The sequence below is a fragment of the Pseudomonas sp. sp1636 genome (genome assembly GCF_030376615.1).
Taxonomy (GTDB): Bacteria; Pseudomonadota; Gammaproteobacteria; order Pseudomonadales; family Pseudomonadaceae; genus Aquipseudomonas.
In genome coordinates this window covers 1-18,940 of record NZ_JARRAB010000023.1, presented here as the reverse complement: position 1 = coordinate 18,940, position 18,940 = coordinate 1, and the positions used below count along the sequence as shown (strand labels likewise).

The 18,940-nt window shown below is 62.7% G+C and carries 19 protein-coding genes; 16 read left to right on the top strand and 3 right to left on the bottom strand.

Features of this window, described 5'->3' with window-relative positions:
• Positions 1-214 precede the first annotated feature (214 nt).
• The 5 genes from P8H27_RS18815 to P8H27_RS18795 all read left to right on the top strand — a co-directional run bounded on the left by P8H27_RS18815 (position 215) and on the right by P8H27_RS18795 (position 5,092).
• Positions 215-2,671, top strand: a complete 2,457-nt coding sequence (locus tag P8H27_RS18815; protein WP_289639246.1) for a Lon protease family protein — start codon at positions 215-217, stop codon at positions 2,669-2,671.
• Between the two features lie 180 nt (positions 2,672-2,851).
• Entirely contained in the window at positions 2,852-3,193 is a 342-nt protein-coding gene (locus P8H27_RS18810; protein ID WP_289639245.1) for a hypothetical protein, read from the top strand.
• 200 nt (positions 3,194-3,393) lie between these two features.
• Positions 3,394-3,891, top strand: coding sequence for a TIGR00645 family protein (locus P8H27_RS18805; RefSeq protein ID WP_289639244.1), 498 nt, complete (start codon positions 3,394-3,396; stop codon positions 3,889-3,891).
• Positions 3,892-4,037: 146 nt separating this feature from the next.
• The gene (locus tag P8H27_RS18800; RefSeq protein WP_289639243.1) at positions 4,038-4,337 is read left to right on the top strand and encodes a DUF6482 family protein; all 300 of its coding nucleotides are present in this window, start codon (positions 4,038-4,040) and stop codon (positions 4,335-4,337) included.
• Positions 4,338-4,474: 137 nt separating this feature from the next.
• Positions 4,475-5,092: an FKBP-type peptidyl-prolyl cis-trans isomerase gene (locus P8H27_RS18795; protein ID WP_289639242.1), complete on the top strand. Its 618-nt coding sequence runs from the start codon at positions 4,475-4,477 to the stop codon at positions 5,090-5,092.
• A gap of 219 nt (positions 5,093-5,311) precedes the next feature.
• Here P8H27_RS18795 and P8H27_RS18790 read toward each other — a convergent pair whose 3' ends face one another.
• Complete coding sequence (locus P8H27_RS18790) at positions 5,312-5,539, bottom strand: hypothetical protein (protein WP_289639241.1); 228 nt, start codon at positions 5,537-5,539, stop codon at positions 5,312-5,314.
• Positions 5,540-5,675: 136 nt separating this feature from the next.
• The gene (locus P8H27_RS18785) at positions 5,676-6,644 is read right to left on the bottom strand and encodes a polyprenyl synthetase family protein (RefSeq protein ID WP_289639240.1); all 969 of its coding nucleotides are present in this window, start codon (positions 6,642-6,644) and stop codon (positions 5,676-5,678) included.
• Positions 6,645-6,891: 247 nt separating this feature from the next.
• Between P8H27_RS18785 and rplU the strand changes: the two genes are divergently transcribed.
• From rplU to P8H27_RS18760, 5 genes are all read left to right on the top strand, one after another.
• A complete protein-coding gene (gene rplU, locus P8H27_RS18780; RefSeq protein ID WP_289639239.1) occupies positions 6,892-7,203 on the top strand; it encodes a 50S ribosomal protein L21 in 312 nt (103 codons plus the stop codon).
• Between the two features lie 39 nt (positions 7,204-7,242).
• Complete coding sequence (gene rpmA / locus P8H27_RS18775) at positions 7,243-7,500, top strand: 50S ribosomal protein L27 (RefSeq protein WP_007950960.1); 258 nt, start codon at positions 7,243-7,245, stop codon at positions 7,498-7,500.
• 186 nt (positions 7,501-7,686) lie between these two features.
• The gene (cgtA, locus tag P8H27_RS18770; RefSeq protein WP_289639237.1) at positions 7,687-8,910 is read left to right on the top strand and encodes an Obg family GTPase CgtA; all 1,224 of its coding nucleotides are present in this window, start codon (positions 7,687-7,689) and stop codon (positions 8,908-8,910) included.
• 115 nt (positions 8,911-9,025) lie between these two features.
• Entirely contained in the window at positions 9,026-10,144 is a 1,119-nt protein-coding gene (gene proB / locus P8H27_RS18765) for a glutamate 5-kinase (protein WP_289639236.1), read from the top strand.
• Between the two features lie 10 nt (positions 10,145-10,154).
• Positions 10,155-10,619, top strand: coding sequence for a CreA family protein (locus tag P8H27_RS18760; protein ID WP_289639235.1), 465 nt, complete (start codon positions 10,155-10,157; stop codon positions 10,617-10,619).
• Positions 10,620-10,879: 260 nt separating this feature from the next.
• Here the strand turns inward: P8H27_RS18760 and rpsT are convergent, their stop codons facing one another.
• A complete protein-coding gene (rpsT, locus tag P8H27_RS18755; protein WP_172143820.1) occupies positions 10,880-11,158 on the bottom strand; it encodes a 30S ribosomal protein S20 in 279 nt (92 codons plus the stop codon).
• Between the two features lie 201 nt (positions 11,159-11,359).
• Between rpsT and murJ the strand changes: the two genes are divergently transcribed.
• The 6 genes from murJ (at position 11,360) to ispH (ending at position 18,917) form a co-directional block, all read left to right on the top strand.
• Positions 11,360-12,904 carry a murein biosynthesis integral membrane protein MurJ gene (murJ, locus tag P8H27_RS18750; protein ID WP_289639233.1) on the top strand — a complete coding sequence of 515 codons (1,545 nt, stop codon included), beginning with the start codon at positions 11,360-11,362 and terminating at the stop codon, positions 12,902-12,904.
• A 120-nt stretch (positions 12,905-13,024) separates the two neighbouring features.
• Positions 13,025-13,963, top strand: coding sequence for a bifunctional riboflavin kinase/FAD synthetase (ribF, locus tag P8H27_RS18745; protein ID WP_289639232.1), 939 nt, complete (start codon positions 13,025-13,027; stop codon positions 13,961-13,963).
• Positions 13,964-13,973: 10 nt separating this feature from the next.
• Positions 13,974-16,805, top strand: a complete 2,832-nt coding sequence (gene ileS, locus P8H27_RS18740; protein WP_289639231.1) for an isoleucine--tRNA ligase — start codon at positions 13,974-13,976, stop codon at positions 16,803-16,805.
• Positions 16,798-17,304: a signal peptidase II gene (gene lspA / locus P8H27_RS18735; protein ID WP_289639229.1), complete on the top strand. Its 507-nt coding sequence runs from the start codon at positions 16,798-16,800 to the stop codon at positions 17,302-17,304. The genes ileS and lspA overlap by 8 nt, the downstream gene beginning before the upstream one ends.
• Positions 17,301-17,738, top strand: a complete 438-nt coding sequence (locus tag P8H27_RS18730) for a peptidylprolyl isomerase (protein ID WP_289639227.1) — start codon at positions 17,301-17,303, stop codon at positions 17,736-17,738. Before lspA ends, P8H27_RS18730 begins: the two co-directional genes overlap by 4 nt.
• Positions 17,739-17,972: 234 nt before the next feature.
• Positions 17,973-18,917: a 4-hydroxy-3-methylbut-2-enyl diphosphate reductase gene (ispH, locus tag P8H27_RS18725; RefSeq protein WP_289639225.1), complete on the top strand. Its 945-nt coding sequence runs from the start codon at positions 17,973-17,975 to the stop codon at positions 18,915-18,917.
• Positions 18,918-18,940: the final 23 nt, after the last annotated feature.

Genomic DNA, 18,940 nt, shown 5'->3' with positions numbered 1-18,940 from the left:
GCGAAAAAACGCACGCCTTGCCGCGAACGCTTGGAGACAGCCTCGCGACGACGCTCGATATTTTCACAACCTCTGAGCGCTTGCCGCGTGCACGGGATCAACCATACGGCTTGTGGATGACGGCCGATGCGGCCATGATTTCCCTAGGTCTGTTGCCGTTTCAGCGCGGTCGCGATGAAATGGCAACAGCCCCCACCCCGTTCAAGGATTTCCAATGCCAGACTCCGTTGCAGCCCATTTGCGGCTGGCACCTGAAGCACTTACCCGTCCGTTCTCGCCCGCGCAGTTCAACTTCACCAGCACCGATGACCTGGAGCCTTTTCGTGGCGTGCTCGGCCAGGAGCGCGCGGTCGAGGCCCTGCAGTTCGGCGTGGCCATGCCGCGTCCTGGGTACAACGTATTCGTCATGGGCGAGCCCGGCACCGGGCGTTTCTCTTTCGTCAACCGTTACCTGAAAGCCGAAGCCAAACGCCTGGCGACCCCGGCGGATCAGGTCTATGTCAATCACTTCGACGAACCGCGCGAGCCGCGTGCGCTGGAGCTGGCGGCGGGCAGTGCCGGAGCCTTCATCGCCGACATCAACCAGCTGATCGACAACCTGCTGGCGACCTTTCCGGCGGTATTCGAGCACCCGTCCTACCAGCAGAAGAAAAGCGCCATCGATCGCGCGTTCAACAAGCGCTACGACCAGGCGCTCGATGTGATCGAGAAGCTGTCCCTGGAAAAGAACGTGGCGTTGTACCGCGACAGCAGCAATATCGCCTTCACCCCGATGCTCGAGGGCAAGGCGCTGGACGAGGCCGAGTTCGCCCAGTTGCCGGAAGCCGAGCGTGAGCGCTTCCATGTCGACATCTCGACCCTGGAAGAGCGGCTCAACGAAGAGCTGGCCAGCCTGCCGCAGTGGAAGCGCGAGTCGAGCAACCAGCTGCGCCAACTCAATGAAGAAACCATCACAGTGGCGCTGCAGCCGCTGCTGGCGCCGTTGTCGGAGCAGTATGCGGAAAATGCCGGTGTCTGTGGCTATCTGCAGGCGGTGCAGGTCAACCTGCTGAAAACCGTGGTCGACCAATTGGTCGAGGTGGAAAAAGCCGATGTGCAGACCCGCAAGCTGCTCGAGGAGCAGTACTGCCCGAGTCTGGTGGTTGGCCATCATGCGCATGGCGGCGCGCCGGTGGTGTTCGAGCCACACCCGACCTACGACAACCTGTTCGGGCGTATCGAATACAACGCCGACCAGGGCGCGCTCTACACCAGCTACCGACAGCTGCGCCCCGGCGCCTTGCACCGGGCCAACGGCGGTTTCCTGATTCTCGAAGCGGAGAAGATGCTCGGCGAGCCGTTCGTCTGGGATGCGCTCAAGCGCGCCCTGCATTCGCGCCAGCTGAAGATGGAGTCGCCGCTCGGCGACCTCGGTCGCATCGCCACCGTGACCCTCAGCCCGCAGGTGATTCCCTTGCAGGTCAAGGTGGTTATCATCGGCGCGCGCCAGTTGTATTACGCGTTGCAGGATCATGATCCGGACTTCCAGGAAATGTTTCGCGTGCTGGTCGACTTCGACGAGGACATTCCCCTCGGCGACGAAAGCCTGGAACAGTTCGCCCAATTGATGAAGACCCGCACCATGGAAGAGGGCATGGCGCCGCTGACCGCGGCGGCGGTGGCGCGCCTGGCGACCTTCAGTGCGCGCCTGGCCGAGCACCAGGGGCGCTTGTCGGCACGCATCGGCGATTTGTTCCAGCTGGTCAGCGAGGCCGATTTCATCCGCCAACTGGCCAATGAGACGCTGACCGACGTCGGCCATATCGAACGCGCGCTGAAAGCCAAGGCCACCCGCACCGGGCGGGTTTCGGCGCGAATCATCGACGACATGCTGGCGGGGATCATCCTGATCGACACCGCCGGTGCGGCGGTCGGCAAGTGCAATGGCTTGACCGTGCTGGAAGTCGGCGACTCGGCCTTCGGCGTGCCGGCGCGGATTTCCGCCACCGTCTACCCGGGCGGTTCGGGCATCGTCGACATCGAACGCGAGGTCAACCTCGGCCAGCCGATCCACTCCAAGGGCGTGATGATCCTCACCGGTTACCTGGGCAGCCGCTATGCCCAGGAGTTTCCCCTGGAGATTTCCGCGAGCATCGCCCTGGAGCAGTCCTATGGCTATGTCGACGGCGACAGTGCCTCGCTGGGCGAGGTCTGCACCCTGATCTCGGCGTTGTCGCGGCGCCCGCTCAAGCAGTGTTTCGCCATCACCGGTTCGATCAATCAGTTCGGCGAGGTGCAGGCGGTCGGCGGCGCCAACGAGAAGATCGAAGGCTTCTTCCGGCTGTGCGAGGCCCGCGGCCTGACGGGCGAGCAGGGCGCGATCATTCCGCACTCCAACATTGCCACCCTGATGCTCGATGAGCGCGTGCTGCAAGCGGTGCGCGCCGGCCAGTTCCATATCTACGCGGTGCGCCAGGTCGACGAGGCGCTGAGCCTGCTGGTCGGCGAAGATGCCGGCACGCCGAACGCCGAAGGCCAGTTTCCGCCCGACAGCGTCAATGCGCGGGTGGTCGAGCGGCTGCGCGAGATCGCCGAAATCGGCATGGCCGAAGATGACAAGGAGGTGAAGGCCGAAGCGTTGGTGGCTCCGGCCGAGGAGAAGAAGCCGCGCGTGAAGAAGCCGGCCGCCTGAGCCGGCCAGCCGTCCGCTGGCCGGGCCGGCTGCGGATGCAGCCGGCGGCGCACCGCGACAGTCGGGCGGCGGCGGGTTTCATCCACACAGTTACCCACAAATGACCGGGCTGACTGGCGGCTTCCCTGAGCCGCCTGTGCGGGTGTAGGCTGAAAGCCTGATCACATGAGGGTCGCCGCCATGCCGCGCAGCCTCTGTCTCACCCGTCAATGCCTGGGGCTGATTACCCGTATCGAATGCGTGGTATTGCCACTGGCTGGCGATCGGGGGCTCTGGACGCTGATCTGTGCCGCTGGCCTGTCCGGAGCCCAACCCTCTGCCATCAAGGCGCAAGGCCCGTTTTGCGGGCCTGTTGTGGCCGAAGGGGTGCTTGCCGGGATTGTCGAAAGCCTGCTGGTTCAGGGCTACGATGAATGCCTCGAACTGCCGATCTGGCGTTTGCATATCCAGGCCGAGTTGCGCCGCTTGAATGGCAATCGCCATGGCCGTCAGGGTTGCTTCCAGTTTCAGCCGGATAACTGAACTCGACCTGGTCGGCTTTTGAGCAGCCTGCCGCACGGCCGGTTGGCGCTGGCGTGGCGGCTTTAATCCCGAGCATGCCCACAAGGTTATCCACAGTTGCTGGGGATAACCGCAAGGGTGCGGTGGCTACTTGCGTCTTTGTCTGTGCGGGAACGCTGGGTATACTCGCCGGCTGCTTTGTTCGCCACTTGCGAGACCCCATGGAACGCTTTATCGAAAACACTATGTACGCCTCTCGTTGGCTGCTGGCGCCGATCTACTTCGGCTTGTCGCTAGGGTTGTTGGCATTGGCAGTGAAGTTCTTTCAGGAAATATTCCATATCCTCCCCAGCGTGTTTGCCATGGCCGAGGCGGATCTGATCCTGGTGATACTGTCGTTGATCGACATGGCCCTGGTCGGCGGTCTGCTGGTGATGGTGATGATTTCCGGCTACGAGAACTTCGTCTCGCAGTTGGACATCGACGAAGGCAAGGAAAAGCTCAGCTGGCTGGGCAAGATGGATTCCGGCTCGCTGAAGATGAAAGTCGCGGCCTCCATTGTGGCGATCTCCTCGATCCACCTGCTCAAGGTGTTCATGGACGCGAAGAACATCCCCGATAACAAGCTGATGTGGTACGTGATCATCCACATGACCTTCGTGGTGTCGGCGTTCGCCATGGGTTACCTGGATAAGCTGACCAAGCACGACCACAGCTGAACAACGCTATTGATCTGGTCAGGCAGACCGCCCGCTCGTTGCGAAACGGACGGGCGGTTGCGTTTCTGCCTTGTGCTTCCGCGACCTACTGCAAACACTGTGTTTGTATGGGGGTTGTACGAATCGTTAGCGCGAGGTGGCACCTCATGAACCTGCACGACCTTTCCGGTCATGCCCGCGCGGGGCATGTCGATGAGTTGAATCTGATCTCCCTCGAAGGGGGGAATTACTACCTGCTGGAGGCGCGGGTGAGTGGGCGGCCATTCACTCTGCAAGATGGCCATGGCCAGATCCTGCACCTGCGCTCGCTGGAGCATGCCCGCGAGGTGCTGCAGCCCTTGTCGCAACTGCCGCCGTTGCACTTGGTGCAGGCGCAGGTGCATGACGAAATGTGCGGCATGCCCGATGAGTCAGACAAACCGCCAGGGTCGAGTTCATCGCACTGAAAACTGCGGGGCGAGCCGTGCCTGTAACCATCCGGAGTGCGCGGCGCCATACACGCTCTGGGCGTGGCAATGGTGGGGTGGTCGGCGCGGCTGTGGTAGTCTGACCGGCCTTTTTTCAGCCCCAGCGGAGCCTCTGCATGTCCGAACTCAATCTTTCAACTGACGAAACCCGCGTCAGCTACGGCATCGGTCGTCAACTTGGCGGTCAACTGCGCGACAACCCGCCGCCGGGTGTGAGCCTGGAAGCCATCATCGCCGGTCTGGCCGATGCCTTCCTCGGTCATCCGAGCCGCGCCAGCGAGGCCGAGCTGTCGGCCAGCTTCAAGGTGATCCGCGACATCATGCAAGCCGAAGCCCAGGCCAAGGCCGAGGCCGCGGCAGGGGCCGGTCTGGCCTTCCTCGCCGAGAACGCCGCGCGTGATGGCATTACCGTGCTGGCTTCCGGCCTGCAATACGAAGTGCTGACCGCCGGTGAAGGCGCCAAGCCGTCCCGCGAAGACACCGTGCGTACCCATTACCACGGCACCCTGATCGATGGCAGTGTGTTCGACAGCTCCTACGAGCGCGGCCAGCCGGCCGAGTTCCCGGTCGGTGGCGTCATCGCCGGCTGGACCGAGGCTCTGCAACTGATGAACGCCGGCAGCAAATGGCGCCTCTACGTGCCGAGCGAGCTGGCTTACGGCGAGCAAGGCGTTGGCAGCATTCCGCCGCACAGCGTACTGGTGTTCGACGTCGAGCTGCTGGAAGTCCTCTAAGCGGCGCTCGCGTAGGGTGGATGACGCTCTGTTCATCCGCCCTACGGATTGCGGACTGTTCAAAATTCTGCAGTTTGTCCGTAGGGCGGCTTCGGAGCGCAGCGGCAACCCGCCAGGGTTTGCGCCGCGCCGATCAGCCACGGTGCACTGCCTGCGGCGAGTGGCAGCCTACGCCCGTCTCCGTAGCCGGATGCAATCCGGGGCGTGATATGCCGCGTGTCAAGGGCGTAATGCCCGCGCGTAGCAGTAGAGAAACAGGTTGCGCACCAGTTCTTTGAGCACCAGCGGTTCGCTGGAGTTCAGCTCATGCAGATCCAGGTCGCCCTGATCGCGCAACTCGTCCAGCGCGTCGTCCTGCAATACCGCGCAGACTTCACCGGTGTTGCGATTGAGGATGCGCAGGTAAGGTTGTGGCCGATCCAGCCAGGCGTCGATCAAGTAGGTCATGACTCATCTCCCTTTTAAGTGGTTAGATGAGAATAATTCTTATTCAATTAATAGCAAGTATTAATCGCTGCCGTTGGTCGCGCAATAAAAATTATTAGCCCGTCGCATGGACGGGCGCTTCTTGTCGCGTCAAGCGTCAGTGGGTACGGGCCACGGCGAAGCGGCTCAGTTCGATCAGGGCGTCGCGGTATTCGCTGGCGGGCAGGGCGTCCAGGCAGGCGATGGCGCGCTCGGCGTAGTCGCGGGCTTGCCGGGCCGTGTAGTCGAGGGCGCCGGCGGCTTCCACGGCATTACGGATGCTTTCCAGATCCTCGATGCCGCCTTTCTGGATCGCCTGGCGCACCAGGGCGGCCTGTTCGGCAGTGCCTTCGCGCATGCAGTAGATCAGCGGCAGGGTAGGTTTGCCTTCGGCCAGGTCGTCGCCGACATTTTTGCCCAGGGCCGCGGCATCGCCGCGGTAGTCGAGCAGGTCGTCGACCAGCTGGAAGGCCACGCCGAGGTTGTCGCCAAAGGTGCGCAGGGCTTCGGTCTGTGCGGGCGTGGCGCCGGCCAGGGCGGCGGCGCTGTGGGTCGAGGCCTCGAACAGCATCGCGGTTTTGCCGCGGATGACTTCCATGTAGGTCTCTTCGCTGGTGCTGGCGTCGCGAATCTTCGACAGTTGCAGCACTTCGCCTTCGGCGATTACCCGGGTGGCCCGGGAGAGAATCTTCATCACCGGCATCGAGCCGAGTTCGACCATCATCTCGAAGGAGCGTGAATAGAGGAAGTCGCCGACCAGCACGCTAGGGGCGTTGCCCCACTGGGCGTTGGCGGTGCTGCGGCCGCGGCGCATGTCGGACATGTCGACCACGTCGTCGTGCAGCAGGGTGGCGGTGTGCAGGAATTCGATAGTGGCGGCGAGCAGGCGCAGTTTGTCGCCTTGCAGGCCCAGAGCCTTGCCGCTGAGCAGCACCAGCAGCGGACGCAGGCGTTTGCCGCCAGCGGAAATAATGTAGTCGCCGATCTTCCCTACCAGCGGCACGCGTGAGACGAGTTGCTGACGGATGATGCCGTCGACGGCGGTGAAGTCATCCGCCACCACATGGTAGAAAGCCTGGGGTTGCATCAGCGGCACGTGCTCCTCAAAGGTTGCGCGGCATGCTATGGGCCGGGCCGGGGACTGTCAAGGCGAGTGGTCGAGGACCTTGCGTCGCGGTGCTGTCTTGCGTAGAATCGCGCACCCTGAACTTCCCCCCTGGGTATTTCCCTGACTTACGCAATTGCAAGGGCGTCTTATCCGGCCCCGAGCAGCCATGCCAGTCGATAACTCTTTCTATAAAGCGCTGGGTGAGCAGGATTAACGGAGATTTACCATGTACGCAGTGATTGTTACTGGTGGCAAGCAATACAAGGTCACCGAAGGCGAATTCCTCAAGGTCGAAAAACTTGAAATCGCCACCGGCGAGGCCATTACTTTCGATCGCGTGTTGTTGGTCGGCAACGGCGACGACGTGCAAATCGGTGCTCCAGTTGTTGAAGGTGCCAAGGTTGTGGCTGAGGTCGTTGCACAAGGCCGTCACGACAAGGTCACCATCATCAAGTTCCGTCGTCGCAAGCACCACATGAAACGTCAGGGCCACCGTCAGTGGTACACCGAGATCAAAATCACCGGTATTCAGGCCTGATTCGTTTCGGTCTGAGCCCTTAATAGGAGTATTGAACTCATGGCACACAAAAAAGCTGGCGGTAGTACCCGCAACGGTCGCGACTCAGAAGCCAAACGCCTTGGCGTGAAGATGTATGGCGGCCAGGTTATCAAGGCAGGCAACATCATCGTGCGTCAGCGCGGCACCCAGTTCCACGCCGGTTACGGCGTAGGCATGGGTAAAGATCACACCCTCTTCGCGAAAATCGAAGGCGTGATCAAGTTTGAAGTAAAGGGCGCGTTCAACCGCCGTTACGTGAGCGTCGTTGCGGCTTAATCGCGCGACTGCTGGGAAAGCCCCGTCCTTGCGACGGGGCTTTTTTGTTTCTGTATTCTAGGGGTTCTTGCCAAACTGTCCTGGCTGTCGCGCGCGTGGTCTGAACGGATCCGGGTGCAGGTCAATTTTGCAAGAACCTGGTGTTCCTTGGTTTAGATAACCCGTGTTGCTGCGGGAGGCGTACTCATGAAATTCGTCGATGAAGTATCGATTTTTGTAAAAGCTGGTGATGGCGGTAACGGTTGCATGAGCTTCCGGCGCGAGAAGTTCATCGAAAATGGCGGGCCGAACGGCGGGGATGGTGGCGATGGCGGCTCCGTGTACATGGTGGCCGACGAGAACCTCAACACCCTGGTCGATTATCGCTACACCCGACGCTTCGACGCCGAGCGTGGCTCCAATGGCGGCAGCACCGATTGCACCGGACGCAAGGGCGAGGAGTTGGTGTTGCGCGTGCCGGTCGGTACGACGGTGATTGATGCCGCCACCCAGGAGGTCATCGGCGACCTGACCAAGGCCGGTCAGCGCCTGCTGGTTGCCCAAGGCGGCTGGCATGGCCTGGGTAACACGCGCTTCAAGTCCAGCACCAACCGCGCGCCGCGGCAGACCACGCCGGGCAAGCCGGGTGATGCGCGCGATCTCAAGCTGGAGTTGAAGGTGCTGGCGGATGTCGGTCTGCTCGGTTTACCGAATGCTGGCAAGAGCACCTTTATTCGTTCGGTGTCGGCCGCCAAGCCCAAGGTCGCGGATTATCCGTTCACCACGCTGATACCGAATTTGGGTGTGGTCAGTGTCGATCGTTACAAGAGCTTTGTGGTCGCTGATATTCCGGGGCTGATCGAGGGCGCTTCCGATGGCGCCGGTTTGGGTATTCGCTTCCTCAAGCATTTGGCCCGCACCCGTTTGTTGCTGCACCTGGTGGACATGGCGCCATTGGATCTGACCGATCCGGCGGAGTCGGCGGCGACCATCGTCGATGAGCTGACCAAGTTCAGTCCGTCCCTGGCCGAGCGCGAGCGCTGGTTGGTGCTGAACAAGGCCGACCAGATTGTCGACGAAGAGCAGGAGGCGCGCGTCGCCGAAATCGTCGCGCGGATTGACTGGAAGGGGCCGGTGTATGTGATTTCCGCTCTGGCGCGCCAGGGTACCGATCAGCTGTGCTACGACATCATGGATTTCCTCGAGGCGCGCGCTGAGCGGATTCAGGAGAACCCTGAGTTCGCCGCCGAGTTGGTCGAGCTGGATACGCGCATCGAAGATGAGGCGCGCGCCCAATTGCAGGCGCTGGACGACAAGCGTGCGTTGCGTCGTACCGGGGTCAAGGCGGTCGGCGATGTTGAGGAAGACGACAGCTTCTGGGATGAAGAAGATGATGAGGATGGCCCGGAAATCATTTACGTCCGGGATTAAGCACCTGTTGAACGCCGCTTAATTGCGGCGTTGTTGTTTTATACCGAGTGATTGGAGGCTGCGAGCGCAGTGGCTTCCGTTCCGTTGGGCGCTTTCTGGCTAAGGTTGGATGATCATGCGTGACAAGGTGACCAGTGCGCGGCGCTGGGTGGTGAAGATCGGCAGTGCATTGCTTACCGCCGATGGGCGTGGCCTGGATCGTGCGGCCATGGCGGTGTGGGTCAAGCAGATGGTGGCGCTGCGTGAGCAGGGCGTGGAGCTGGTGCTGGTGTCCTCCGGTGCGGTGGCGGCGGGTATGAGTCGGCTCGGCTGGACTGCGCGGCCGAAGGCCATGCATGAGCTGCAGGCGGCTGCGGCTATCGGTCAGATGGTGTTGATTCAGGCCTGGGAGTCGAATTTCGCTGAGCATGCGCGGCACACCGCGCAGATTCTCCTGACCCACGACGATCTGTCGGATCGCAAGCGCTACCTGAATGCGCGCAGCACCTTGCGTACCTTGGTCGATCTGGACGTGATTCCGGTGATCAACGAGAACGACACGGTAGTCACCGATGAGATTCGCTTCGGCGACAACGACACCTTGGCGGCGCTGGTGGCCAATCTGGTCGAGGCCGATCTGCTGGTGATTCTCACCGACCGCGACGGTATGTATAACGCCGACCCGCGGCATAACCCTGATGCCGAATTGATTCACGAGGCGCGTGCCGACGATCCGGCGCTGGATGCCGTGGCCGGCGGCGTGGGTGGTGCGCTGGGCCGTGGTGGCATGCAGACCAAGCTGCGTGCGGCGCGGCTGGCGGCCCGTTCCGGCGCCCACACCGTGATTGTCGGTGGCGCCATCGAGCAGGTGCTGGCGCGCCTCAAGGCAGGCGAGCGCCTGGGTACTCTGCTGGCGCCCGAGCGCGGTTTGCTGGCGGCGCGCAAGCAGTGGCTGGCCGGGCATCTGCAGACCCGTGGCACCCTGGTGTTGGATGCCGGGGCGGTCAAGGCCCTGGCGACTGGCCGCAAGAGTCTGTTGCCGGTCGGGGTCAAGGCGCTCCAGGGCAGCTTTCGGCGTGGCGAAATGGTGGTCTGTGTCGATCCGGATGGGCGTGAAATCGCCCGCGGCCTGGCCAACTACAGTGCCCTCGAGGCACAGAAAATCATCGGTCAGCCGTCGGATGCCATCGAAAGGCTGCTCGGTTATGTCGATGAGCCCGAGTTGGTGCATCGTGACAACTTGATTTTGGTTTGAGGTGGTGAGGATGCGAGTGGTAAAGGGGTTGCTGGCGGCGCTGCTGGTGCTGCCGATGTGTGCGGCGGCCGAGCAGATCGGTGAAGTGTCCACGGTGTTCAAGTGGATGGGGCCGAACGACAAGATCGTGATCGAGGCCTTCGATGACCCCAAGGTGGCGGGTGTCACCTGTTACCTGTCGCGGGCCAAAACCGGTGGGGTTAAAGGTGGTCTGGGTTTGGCCGAGGATCGCGCCGAGGCCTCGATTGCCTGTCGCCAGGTGGGGCCGGTCAGCTTTGCGGCCGAGCTGAAGGAAGGCGAGGAGGTGTTTCGCGAGCGCACCTCGCTGGTGTTCAAGACCATGCAGGTGGTGCGCTTCTTCGATGAAAAGCGCAATACCTTGGTCTATCTGGTGTACAGCGACCGGGTGATCGAAGGCAGTCCGCAGAATGCGGTCACCGCTATTCCGATCATGCCCTGGCCGGAAAAGCGCTGAGCCTGCTCGTTTCTCGGCTCGGCGACGTTCCCTGGGGCTGCTTCGGAGCGTAGCGGCGGCTCGCCAGGTTTGCGCCTCTGCGCTGTCTGTGGCGATTCCGTCACGCAATCTCGATCCTCGCGCAGCCTGCGGCCAAGGGCGTAATCTCCGGATTACGCCCTTGGTTCATCTGGGCTACAGGCTTTTGGTTTTGCGCAGGCAATAAAAAACCGACCCTGAGGTCGGTTTTTAAGAACCGGCAGTAAAGCGCGAATCGCTTATTAAGCGGCTGCGGCTTCGCTGAGGGCCTTGATGTGGCCATTCAAGCGGCTTTTATGGCGCGCTGCTTTGTTCTTGTGGATGATGCCTTTGTCGGCCATGCGGTCGATGATCGGCACAGCCAGGGTGTAAGCGGTTTTTGCTACGTCAAGATCTTTGGCGTCGATAGCCTTGACCACGTTCTTGATGTAGGTACGAACCATGGAGCGCTGGCTGGCGTTATGGCTACGACGCTTCTCAGCCTGTTTTGCGCGTTTTTTGGCAGAAGGTGTATTGGCCACCGTCAAGCTCCTCGAAATCTGGGGGGATACAAACAAATAAGGCCGCGAATCATGCCGAGGCCTGCGCTCATTGTCAAGCCTGTTGGCTTGGTGTTACGTGCTACCCGTCTGCTGGTCGTCGGCAATCGACGGCACGCCGCTTGCCCTACCCAGTATCCATGCGGGTCGGTAAACTCGGCGACCTTTGCTAAGGGGTTACCTATGTCCGAGCGAACCGGGAAGGGCGGCTTGTTACGTTCCAGCGCGGTGGTCAGTGTAATGACCCTGTTATCGCGGGTGCTGGGCATGATACGCGATATGGTGGTGGCCGCCTATTTCGGTTCGGGTTCGGCGGCCGATGCGTTCTTCATTGCCTTCAAGATTCCCAACTTTTTGCGCCGCTTGTTTGCCGAGGGGGCTTTTGCCCAGGCCTTCGTCCCGGTGCTCTCGGAATACCGCACGCAGCGCAGCCTGGCCGAGGTCAAGCAGTTGGTCGACCGCACCGCGGGCTACCTGGGGCTGACGCTGACCGGCCTGACCGCTCTGGGGGTGGTCGGCTCGCCCTACCTGATCATGCTGTTCGCGCCCGGCTTTCACAGCGACCCGGCCAAGCTCGAGCTGGCGGGGGAGTTGCTGCGGATTACCTTTCCCTATTTGCTGCTGATCTCGCTGACGGCCTTTTCTGGCGGGATCTTGAACGCCTACGGGCGTTTCGCCGTGCCCTCGTTCACCCCGGTGCTGCTCAACGTCTGCATGATCGGGGCGGCAATTTACCTGACGCCCTATTTCGATCAGCCGATCATGGCGCTGGCCTGGGGTGTGTTGATTGCCGGGGTGGCCCAGTTGCTGTTCCAGCTGCCGTTCCTAGCGCGGATCAAGTTGCTGCCCGCGCCCAAGGTGCGCCGCGACGAGGGTGTGCGGCGGATCATGCTGTTGATGGTGCCGGCGCTGTTCGGGGTGTCGGTCAGTCAGATCAACCTGCTGCTCGATACCGTGCTCGCGTCGTTGCTGCAAACCGGTAGCGTGTCCTGGCTGTATTACGCCGACCGTCTGTCCGAGCTGCCTTTGGGGGCGTTCGGTATCGCCATCGGCACGGTGATTCTGCCGAGCCTGTCGCGCCAGCACGCCAGCGATGACCCCAAGGCGTTTTCGGCCACCATCGACTGGGCCTTGCGCATGGTGTTGCTGGTCGGGGTGCCGGCGGCGCTGGCCCTGGCGATCCTCGCCGAGCCGCTGATCGCCACCTTGTTCCACTATGGCGCGATGACCGAACGTGACGTGCTGCAGTCGGCCGCCGCGCTGCGGGCCTATTCGCTCGGGGTGCTCGCCTTCATGCTGATCAAGGTGCTGGCGCCGGCGTTCTTCGCCCGCCAGGATCTGAAGACGCCGGTGCGCATCGCGATCATCTGCATGGTGGCGAACATGGTGTTCAATCTGCTGCTGATCTGGCCGCTCAAGCATGTCGGTCTGGCGCTGGCGACCTCGCTGTCGTCGTTGCTGAACACTGGTCTGCTGTTCTGGGGCCTGTACAAGATCGGCGTGTATCGCCCCGCACCGGGTTGGGGGCTGTACGGCCTGCGCCTGTTGGGCGCCTGTGCGGCCATGGTGGCGGTGGTCTGGTGGCTTAACGTGGCGCCGGCCGAGTGGTTCGTCTGGGGCTGGCAGCAGCGCGTGCTCTGGCTGGGCCTGCTGGTCGGCGGCGGTCTGCTGGCGTTTGTTGCGGCCTTGCTGGCGCTGGGGCTGCGCATGCGCCATCTGCGCCATTGATCGCCGGATGGCCCGGTGGGGCTGGGTTTGAGCGCGACATTGTGCTTGTCTGCCGATCGACCCTACGCCCGAAGGCCGAGCATGGGTATAATCGGCCACTTTATGAGCAAGAAGCGCACTATGCAGCTGGTTCGAGGCCTTCATAACTTGCGGCCCCAGCATCGGGGCTGTGTCGCCACTATTGGCAATTTCGACGGCGTCCATCGTGGCCACCAGGCTATTCTGGCGCGTTTGCGTGAGCGTGCGGCCGAGTTGGCGCTGCCCAGTTGCGTGGTGATTTTCGAGCCGCAGCCGCGCGAGTTCTTTGCTCCCGACACGGCGCCCGCCCGCCTGACGCGTTTGCGCGACAAACTCGCGTTGCTTGCCGCCGAAGGTGTCGATCGGGTGCTGTGCCTGAGCTTCAATCCACGTTTGCGCGAGTTGAGCGCCGCCGAGTTCGTGCAGAAGGTTCTGAGCGACGGGCTGGATGTGCGGCATCTGGAGGTCGGCGACGACTTCCGCTTCGGTTGCGACCGGGTCGGTGACTTCGCCTTTCTGGCGCAAGCCGGTGAGCGCCAAGGCTTCACCGTCGAGGCCGCCGCGACGGTCGAGCTGGATGGCCTGCGCGTCAGCAGCACCGGAGTGCGCGAGGCTCTGGCGGCGGGCGATTTCGCCCTGGCTGAGCACTTGCTCGGGCGCCCGTTCCAGATTGCCGGGCGCGTGCTGCACGGGCAGAAGTTGGGTCGCCAACTGGATGCGCCGACCGCCAATGTGCAGCTCAACCGCAAGCGCGTGCCGCTGAGCGGGGTGTACCTGGTCAGTACCGAAGTCGACGGCCAGCCGTGGCCGGGAGTCGCCAATATCGGCGTGCGTCCAAGCGTGGCGGGCGATGGCCGTGCCCACCTCGAAGTGCATTTGCTGGATTTTGCCGGTGATCTGTATGGCCGGCGTTTGACGGTGGCTTTCCACCACAAGCTGCGTGATGAGCAGCGTTTCGCCTCCCTCGAGGCACTGAAGACGGCAATTGCTGCCGATATTGCCGCCGCCCGTGCCCATTGGCAGGGTCAACCGCTTAAGTGAAGAGCCTGAGATGACCGACTATAAAGCTACGCTAAACCTGCCGGATACCCAATTCCCGATGAAGGCCGGCCTGCCGCAGCGCGAGCCGCAGACTTTGCAACGCTGGAACGACATGGGTCTGTATCAGAAACTGCGCCAGCTGGGCGAAGGCCGGCCGAAATTCGTCCTGCACGACGGCCCGCCCTATGCCAACGGCAGCATTCATATCGGTCATGCGGTCAACAAGATCCTCAAGGACATCATCACCCGCTCCAAGACCCTGGCCGGTTTCGATGCCCCCTATGTGCCGGGCTGGGATTGCCATGGCCTGCCGATCGAACACAAGGTCGAAACCACCTTCGGCAAGAACCAGCCGTCCGACCTGACCCGCGAACGTTGCCGTGCTTATGCCGGCGAGCAGATCGAAGGGCAGAAGGCCGACTTCATCCGCCTCGGCGTGCTCGGCGACTGGGACAACCCGTACAAGACCATGGACTTTGCCAACGAGGCCGGCGAGATCCGCGCGCTGGCCGAGATGGTCAAGCAGGGCTTCGTGTTCAAGGGCCTGAAGCCGGTCAACTGGTGTTTCGACTGCGGCTCGGCGTTGGCCGAAGCCGAGGTCGAGTACCAGGACAAGAAATCCGATGCCATCGATGTGGCCTTCCCGGTCGAAGACGCCGACAAGCTGGCCGCCGCTTTCGGCCTGGCCAGCCTGAGCAAGCCGGCCAGTATAGTCATCTGGACCACCACGCCCTGGACCATTCCGGCCAACCAGGCGCTCAACGTGCATCCCGAGTTCAATTACGCCCTGGTCGATAGCGGCGACCAGCTGCTGCTGCTGGCCGAAGAATTGGTCGAGAGCTGCCTGCAGCGCTACGGCCTGCAAGGCGAAGTACTGGCCATCGCCAAGGGCGAGGCGTTGGAGCTGATCCGCTTCCGCCATCCGTTCTATGCGCGTTTCGCGCCGGTCTATCTGGCCGATTACGTCGAATTGGGCGCGGGCACCGGCATCGTCCATTCGGCGCCGGCCTACGGCGAGGACGACTTCCGTTCCTGCAAGGGCTACGGCATGAGCAACGACGACATTCTCAGCCCGGTGCAGAGCAATGGCGTCTACGTCGAAGCGCTGCCGTTCTTCGGTGGCCAGTTCATCTGGAAGGCCAACCCGCATATCGTCGCCAAGCTCGACGAAGTCGGTTGCCTGCTCAAGCACGAAGCCATCCAGCACAGCTACATGCACTGCTGGCGGCACAAGACCCCGCTGATCTACCGCGCCACCGCGCAGTGGTTCGTCGGCATGGACAAGCAGCCTCACGAAGGCGACACCCTGCGCGAACGGGCGCTGGCCGGCATCGAGCAGACCGCCTTCGTCCCGGCCTGGGGCCAGGCGCGCCTGCACAGCATGATCGCCGGCCGGCCGGACTGGTGCATCTCGCGTCAGCGCAACTGGGGCGTGCCGATCCCGTTCTTCCTGCACAAGGAGAGCGGCGAGCTGCACCCGCGCAGCGCCGAGCTGATGGAGCAAGTGGCCCAGCGTGTCGAACAGGCGGGCATCGAAGCCTGGTTCAAGCTGGATGCCGCCGAGTTGCTCGGTGACGAGGCCGCGCAGTACGACAAGATCAGCGACACCCTGGACGTCTGGTTCGACTCCGGCACCACCCACTGGCACGTGCTGCGCGGCTCGCACCCGCTCGGCCACGCCACTGGCCCGCGCGCCGATCTGTATCTGGAAGGCTCCGACCAGCACCGTGGCTGGTTCCATTCCTCCCTGCTGACCGGCAGCGCCATCGACGGTCACGCCCCCTACAAGGAGCTGCTGACCCACGGTTTCGTGGTCGACGAGAACGGCCGCAAGATGTCCAAATCGCTGGGCAACGTGGTCGCCCCGCAGGAAGTCAACGACAGCCTGGGCGCCGACATCCTGCGCCTGTGGGTGTCCTCCACCGATTACTCCGGCGAGATGGCGGTGTCCAAGGTGATCCTGCAGCGCAGCGCCGATTCCTACCGACGCATTCGCAACACTGCGCGCTTCCTGCTTTCCAACCTCAGCGGCTTCGACCCGGCGCAGCACGTGCTGCCCGCCGCGGACATGCTCGCCCTGGATCGCTGGGCGGTGGATCGCGCCCTGCTGCTGCAGCGCGAAATCGAGGAAGCCTACGACAGCTACCGCTTCTGGAACGTCTACCAGAAGGTGCATAACTTCTGCGTGCAGGAACTGGGCGGCTTCTACCTCGACATCATCAAGGACCGCCAGTACACCACCGCCGCCGACAGCGTGGCGCGGCGTTCCTGCCAGACCGCGCTGTTCCATATCGCCGAAGCCCTGGTGCGCTGGATCGCCCCGGTGCTGGCGTTCACCGCCGACGAGCTGTGGCAGTACCTGCCGGGCGAGCGTAACGAGTCGGTGATGCTCAATGGCTGGTATCAGGGCCTGAGCGAACTGCCGCAAGACTTCGAGCTGAGCCGCGAGTTCTGGGAGCGGGTCATGGCGGTCAAGGTCGCGGTCAACAAGGAGATGGAGAACCTGCGTGCGGCCAAGGCCATCGGCGGCAACCTGCAGGCCGAGGTGACCCTCTACGCCGAAGACAGCCTGATCGCCGACCTGAACAAGCTCGGCAACGAACTGCGCTTCGTGCTGATCACCTCCACCGCCAGCCTGGCACCGTTGAGCAGCGCGCCGAGCGACGCGGTGGCAACCGAAGTGCCGGGCCTCAAGCTGAAAGTGCTCAAGTCCGGCCACGCCAAGTGCGCGCGCTGCTGGCATCACCGTGAAGACGTCGGCCTCAACCCGGCGCATCCGGAAATCTGCGGCCGCTGCGTGGACAATATCGAAGGCGCCGGCGAGGTTCGTCACTATGCCTAAGGCCGGCCGTTTTGGGCGCATGCCCTGGCTGTGGCTGAGCCTGCTGGTGTTCGTGATCGATCAGGCCAGCAAGTTCTACTTCGACAACGCGCTGAGCATGTACCAGCAGATCGTGGTGATCCCCGATTACTTCAGCTGGACCCTGGCCTACAACACCGGTGCGGCGTTCAGCTTTCTGGCCGGCGCCTCGGGTTGGCAGCGCTGGCTGTTCGCCTTGATCGCGATTGTCGTCAGCGCTGTGCTGGTGGTCTGGCTCAAGCGCTTGAAGCCAGACGAAACCTGGCTGGCCATGGCGCTGGCGCTGGTACTCGGCGGCGCGCTGGGTAACTTGGTCGACCGGGTGCTATTCGGCCATGTGGTCGACTTCATCCTGGTGCACTGGCAACACCGCTGGTACTTCCCGGCCTTCAATGTCGCGGACGCCGCCATTACCCTCGGCGCCATCCTCTTGGCGCTGGATATGTTCAAAAGCAACAAGTCCGGAGAAACCACCCCATGACTGATGTACGTATCGGCCCGGACAGGGAAGTCACCCTGCATTTCGCCATCAAGTTGGAAAACGGCGAGGTGGTTGACAGCACCGCAGGCAAAGCCCCGGCCACCTTCAAGGTTGGCGACGGCAACCTGTTGCCGGGTTTCGAATCCGCGTTGTTCGGCTTCAAGGCCGGCGACAAGCGTAGTGTGCAGGTGCTGCCCGAGCATGGCTTCGGCCAGCCCAACCCGCAGAACGTGCAGAGCATGCCGCGTAGCCAGTTCAAGGACATGGAGCTCTCCGATGGTTTGCTGGTGATTTTCAACGACGCGGCCAATGCCGAGCTGCCGGGGGTGGTCAAGGCTTTTGACGACAACCAGGTGACCATCGACTTCAACCACCCGCTGGCCGGCAAGACCCTGAACTTCGAGGTGGAGATCATCGCGGTCAAAGCGCTCTGATGCTGGTGTTTCCGATGGTAATCCCGCCAGGGACGCTCCGCGTCCCGGTGTGAGGTGGGCGCAGAACGTCCAGGCTGCATGCCCACGCGAAGCGTGGGCACGATCAAGCGCGGCGCTCCTACAGGGAGGGCGCTTTCGACGGTTGCCATGCCGATTTGAACCCGTAGCCTGGGATCGTGCAGGCGCCTCGCGTTACACTCTTTATCCTCAAGTTTCCGCGTGCCGAGACTCACCATGCATATCAAACTCGCCAACCCCCGCGGTTTCTGCGCCGGTGTCGACCGCGCCATCGAAATCGTCAACCGCGCCCTGGACGTCTTCGGCCCGCCGATCTACGTGCGCCATGAAGTGGTGCACAACAAGTTCGTGGTCGAGGATCTGCGCGCGCGCGGTGCTGTCTTCGTCGAAGAACTCGATCAGATCCCCGACGATGTCATCGTTATCTTCAGCGCCCACGGCGTATCCCAGGCCGTGCGCAACGAAGCCGAACGGCGCGGCTTGAAGATATTCGACGCCACCTGTCCCCTGGTGACCAAGGTGCACATGGAGGTGGTGCGCTACAGCCGCGAAGGCCGCGAGTGCATCCTGATCGGCCACGCCGGCCACCCGGAAGTCGAAGGCACCATGGGCCAGTACGACGGTAGTAACGGCGGCGCCATCTACCTGGTGGAAGACGAGGCCGATGTCGACCGCCTGCAGGTGCGCAACCCCGAGGCCCTGGCCTTCGTCACCCAGACCACCCTGTCGATGGACGACACCAGCAAGGTCATCGATGCCCTGCGCAGCAAATTCCCCGGCATCGGCGGACCGCGCAAGGACGACATCTGCTACGCCACCCAGAACCGCCAGGACGCGGTCAAACAACTGGCCGCCGAGTGCGACGTGTTGCTGGTGGTCGGCAGCCCCAACAGCTCCAACTCCAACCGCCTGCGCGAACTGGCCGAGCGCATGGGCACTCCGGCCTACCTGATCGACGGCGCCGAAGACCTCAAGCGCGAATGGTTCGATGGCGTTGCGGGTGTTGGCATTACTGCTGGCGCCTCGGCACCGGAGGTGCTGGTGCGCGGCGTGGTCGGTCAACTGCAGGCCTGGGGCGCGATAGGGGAGAGCGAGCTGGAAGGGCGGCCGGAGAATGTGACGTTCTCGATGCCGAAGGAGCTGCGGGTGAAGGCGCTATAAACGTAACCGCTCCATAAACCCTG

Coding starts and splice junctions, on each gene's coding strand:
- murJ (WP_289639233.1), top strand. CDS start 11,360: ATGTCCGAGCGAACCGGGAAGGGCGGCTTGTTACGTTCCAGCGCGGTG.
- cgtA (WP_289639237.1), top strand. CDS start 7,687: ATGAAATTCGTCGATGAAGTATCGATTTTTGTAAAAGCTGGTGATGGC.
- P8H27_RS18810 (WP_289639245.1), top strand. CDS start 2,852: ATGCCGCGCAGCCTCTGTCTCACCCGTCAATGCCTGGGGCTGATTACC.
- P8H27_RS18730 (WP_289639227.1), top strand. CDS start 17,301: ATGACTGATGTACGTATCGGCCCGGACAGGGAAGTCACCCTGCATTTC.
- P8H27_RS18805 (WP_289639244.1), top strand. CDS start 3,394: ATGGAACGCTTTATCGAAAACACTATGTACGCCTCTCGTTGGCTGCTG.
- P8H27_RS18785 (WP_289639240.1), bottom strand. CDS start 6,644: ATGCAACCCCAGGCTTTCTACCATGTGGTGGCGGATGACTTCACCGCC.
- ileS (WP_289639231.1), top strand. CDS start 13,974: ATGACCGACTATAAAGCTACGCTAAACCTGCCGGATACCCAATTCCCG.
- rpmA (WP_007950960.1), top strand. CDS start 7,243: ATGGCACACAAAAAAGCTGGCGGTAGTACCCGCAACGGTCGCGACTCA.
- P8H27_RS18815 (WP_289639246.1), top strand. CDS start 215: ATGCCAGACTCCGTTGCAGCCCATTTGCGGCTGGCACCTGAAGCACTT.
- ribF (WP_289639232.1), top strand. CDS start 13,025: ATGCAGCTGGTTCGAGGCCTTCATAACTTGCGGCCCCAGCATCGGGGC.
- P8H27_RS18790 (WP_289639241.1), bottom strand. CDS start 5,539: ATGACCTACTTGATCGACGCCTGGCTGGATCGGCCACAACCTTACCTG.
- proB (WP_289639236.1), top strand. CDS start 9,026: ATGCGTGACAAGGTGACCAGTGCGCGGCGCTGGGTGGTGAAGATCGGC.
- rplU (WP_289639239.1), top strand. CDS start 6,892: ATGTACGCAGTGATTGTTACTGGTGGCAAGCAATACAAGGTCACCGAA.
- lspA (WP_289639229.1), top strand. CDS start 16,798: ATGCCTAAGGCCGGCCGTTTTGGGCGCATGCCCTGGCTGTGGCTGAGC.
- P8H27_RS18800 (WP_289639243.1), top strand. CDS start 4,038: ATGAACCTGCACGACCTTTCCGGTCATGCCCGCGCGGGGCATGTCGAT.
- P8H27_RS18760 (WP_289639235.1), top strand. CDS start 10,155: ATGCGAGTGGTAAAGGGGTTGCTGGCGGCGCTGCTGGTGCTGCCGATG.
- P8H27_RS18795 (WP_289639242.1), top strand. CDS start 4,475: ATGTCCGAACTCAATCTTTCAACTGACGAAACCCGCGTCAGCTACGGC.
- ispH (WP_289639225.1), top strand. CDS start 17,973: ATGCATATCAAACTCGCCAACCCCCGCGGTTTCTGCGCCGGTGTCGAC.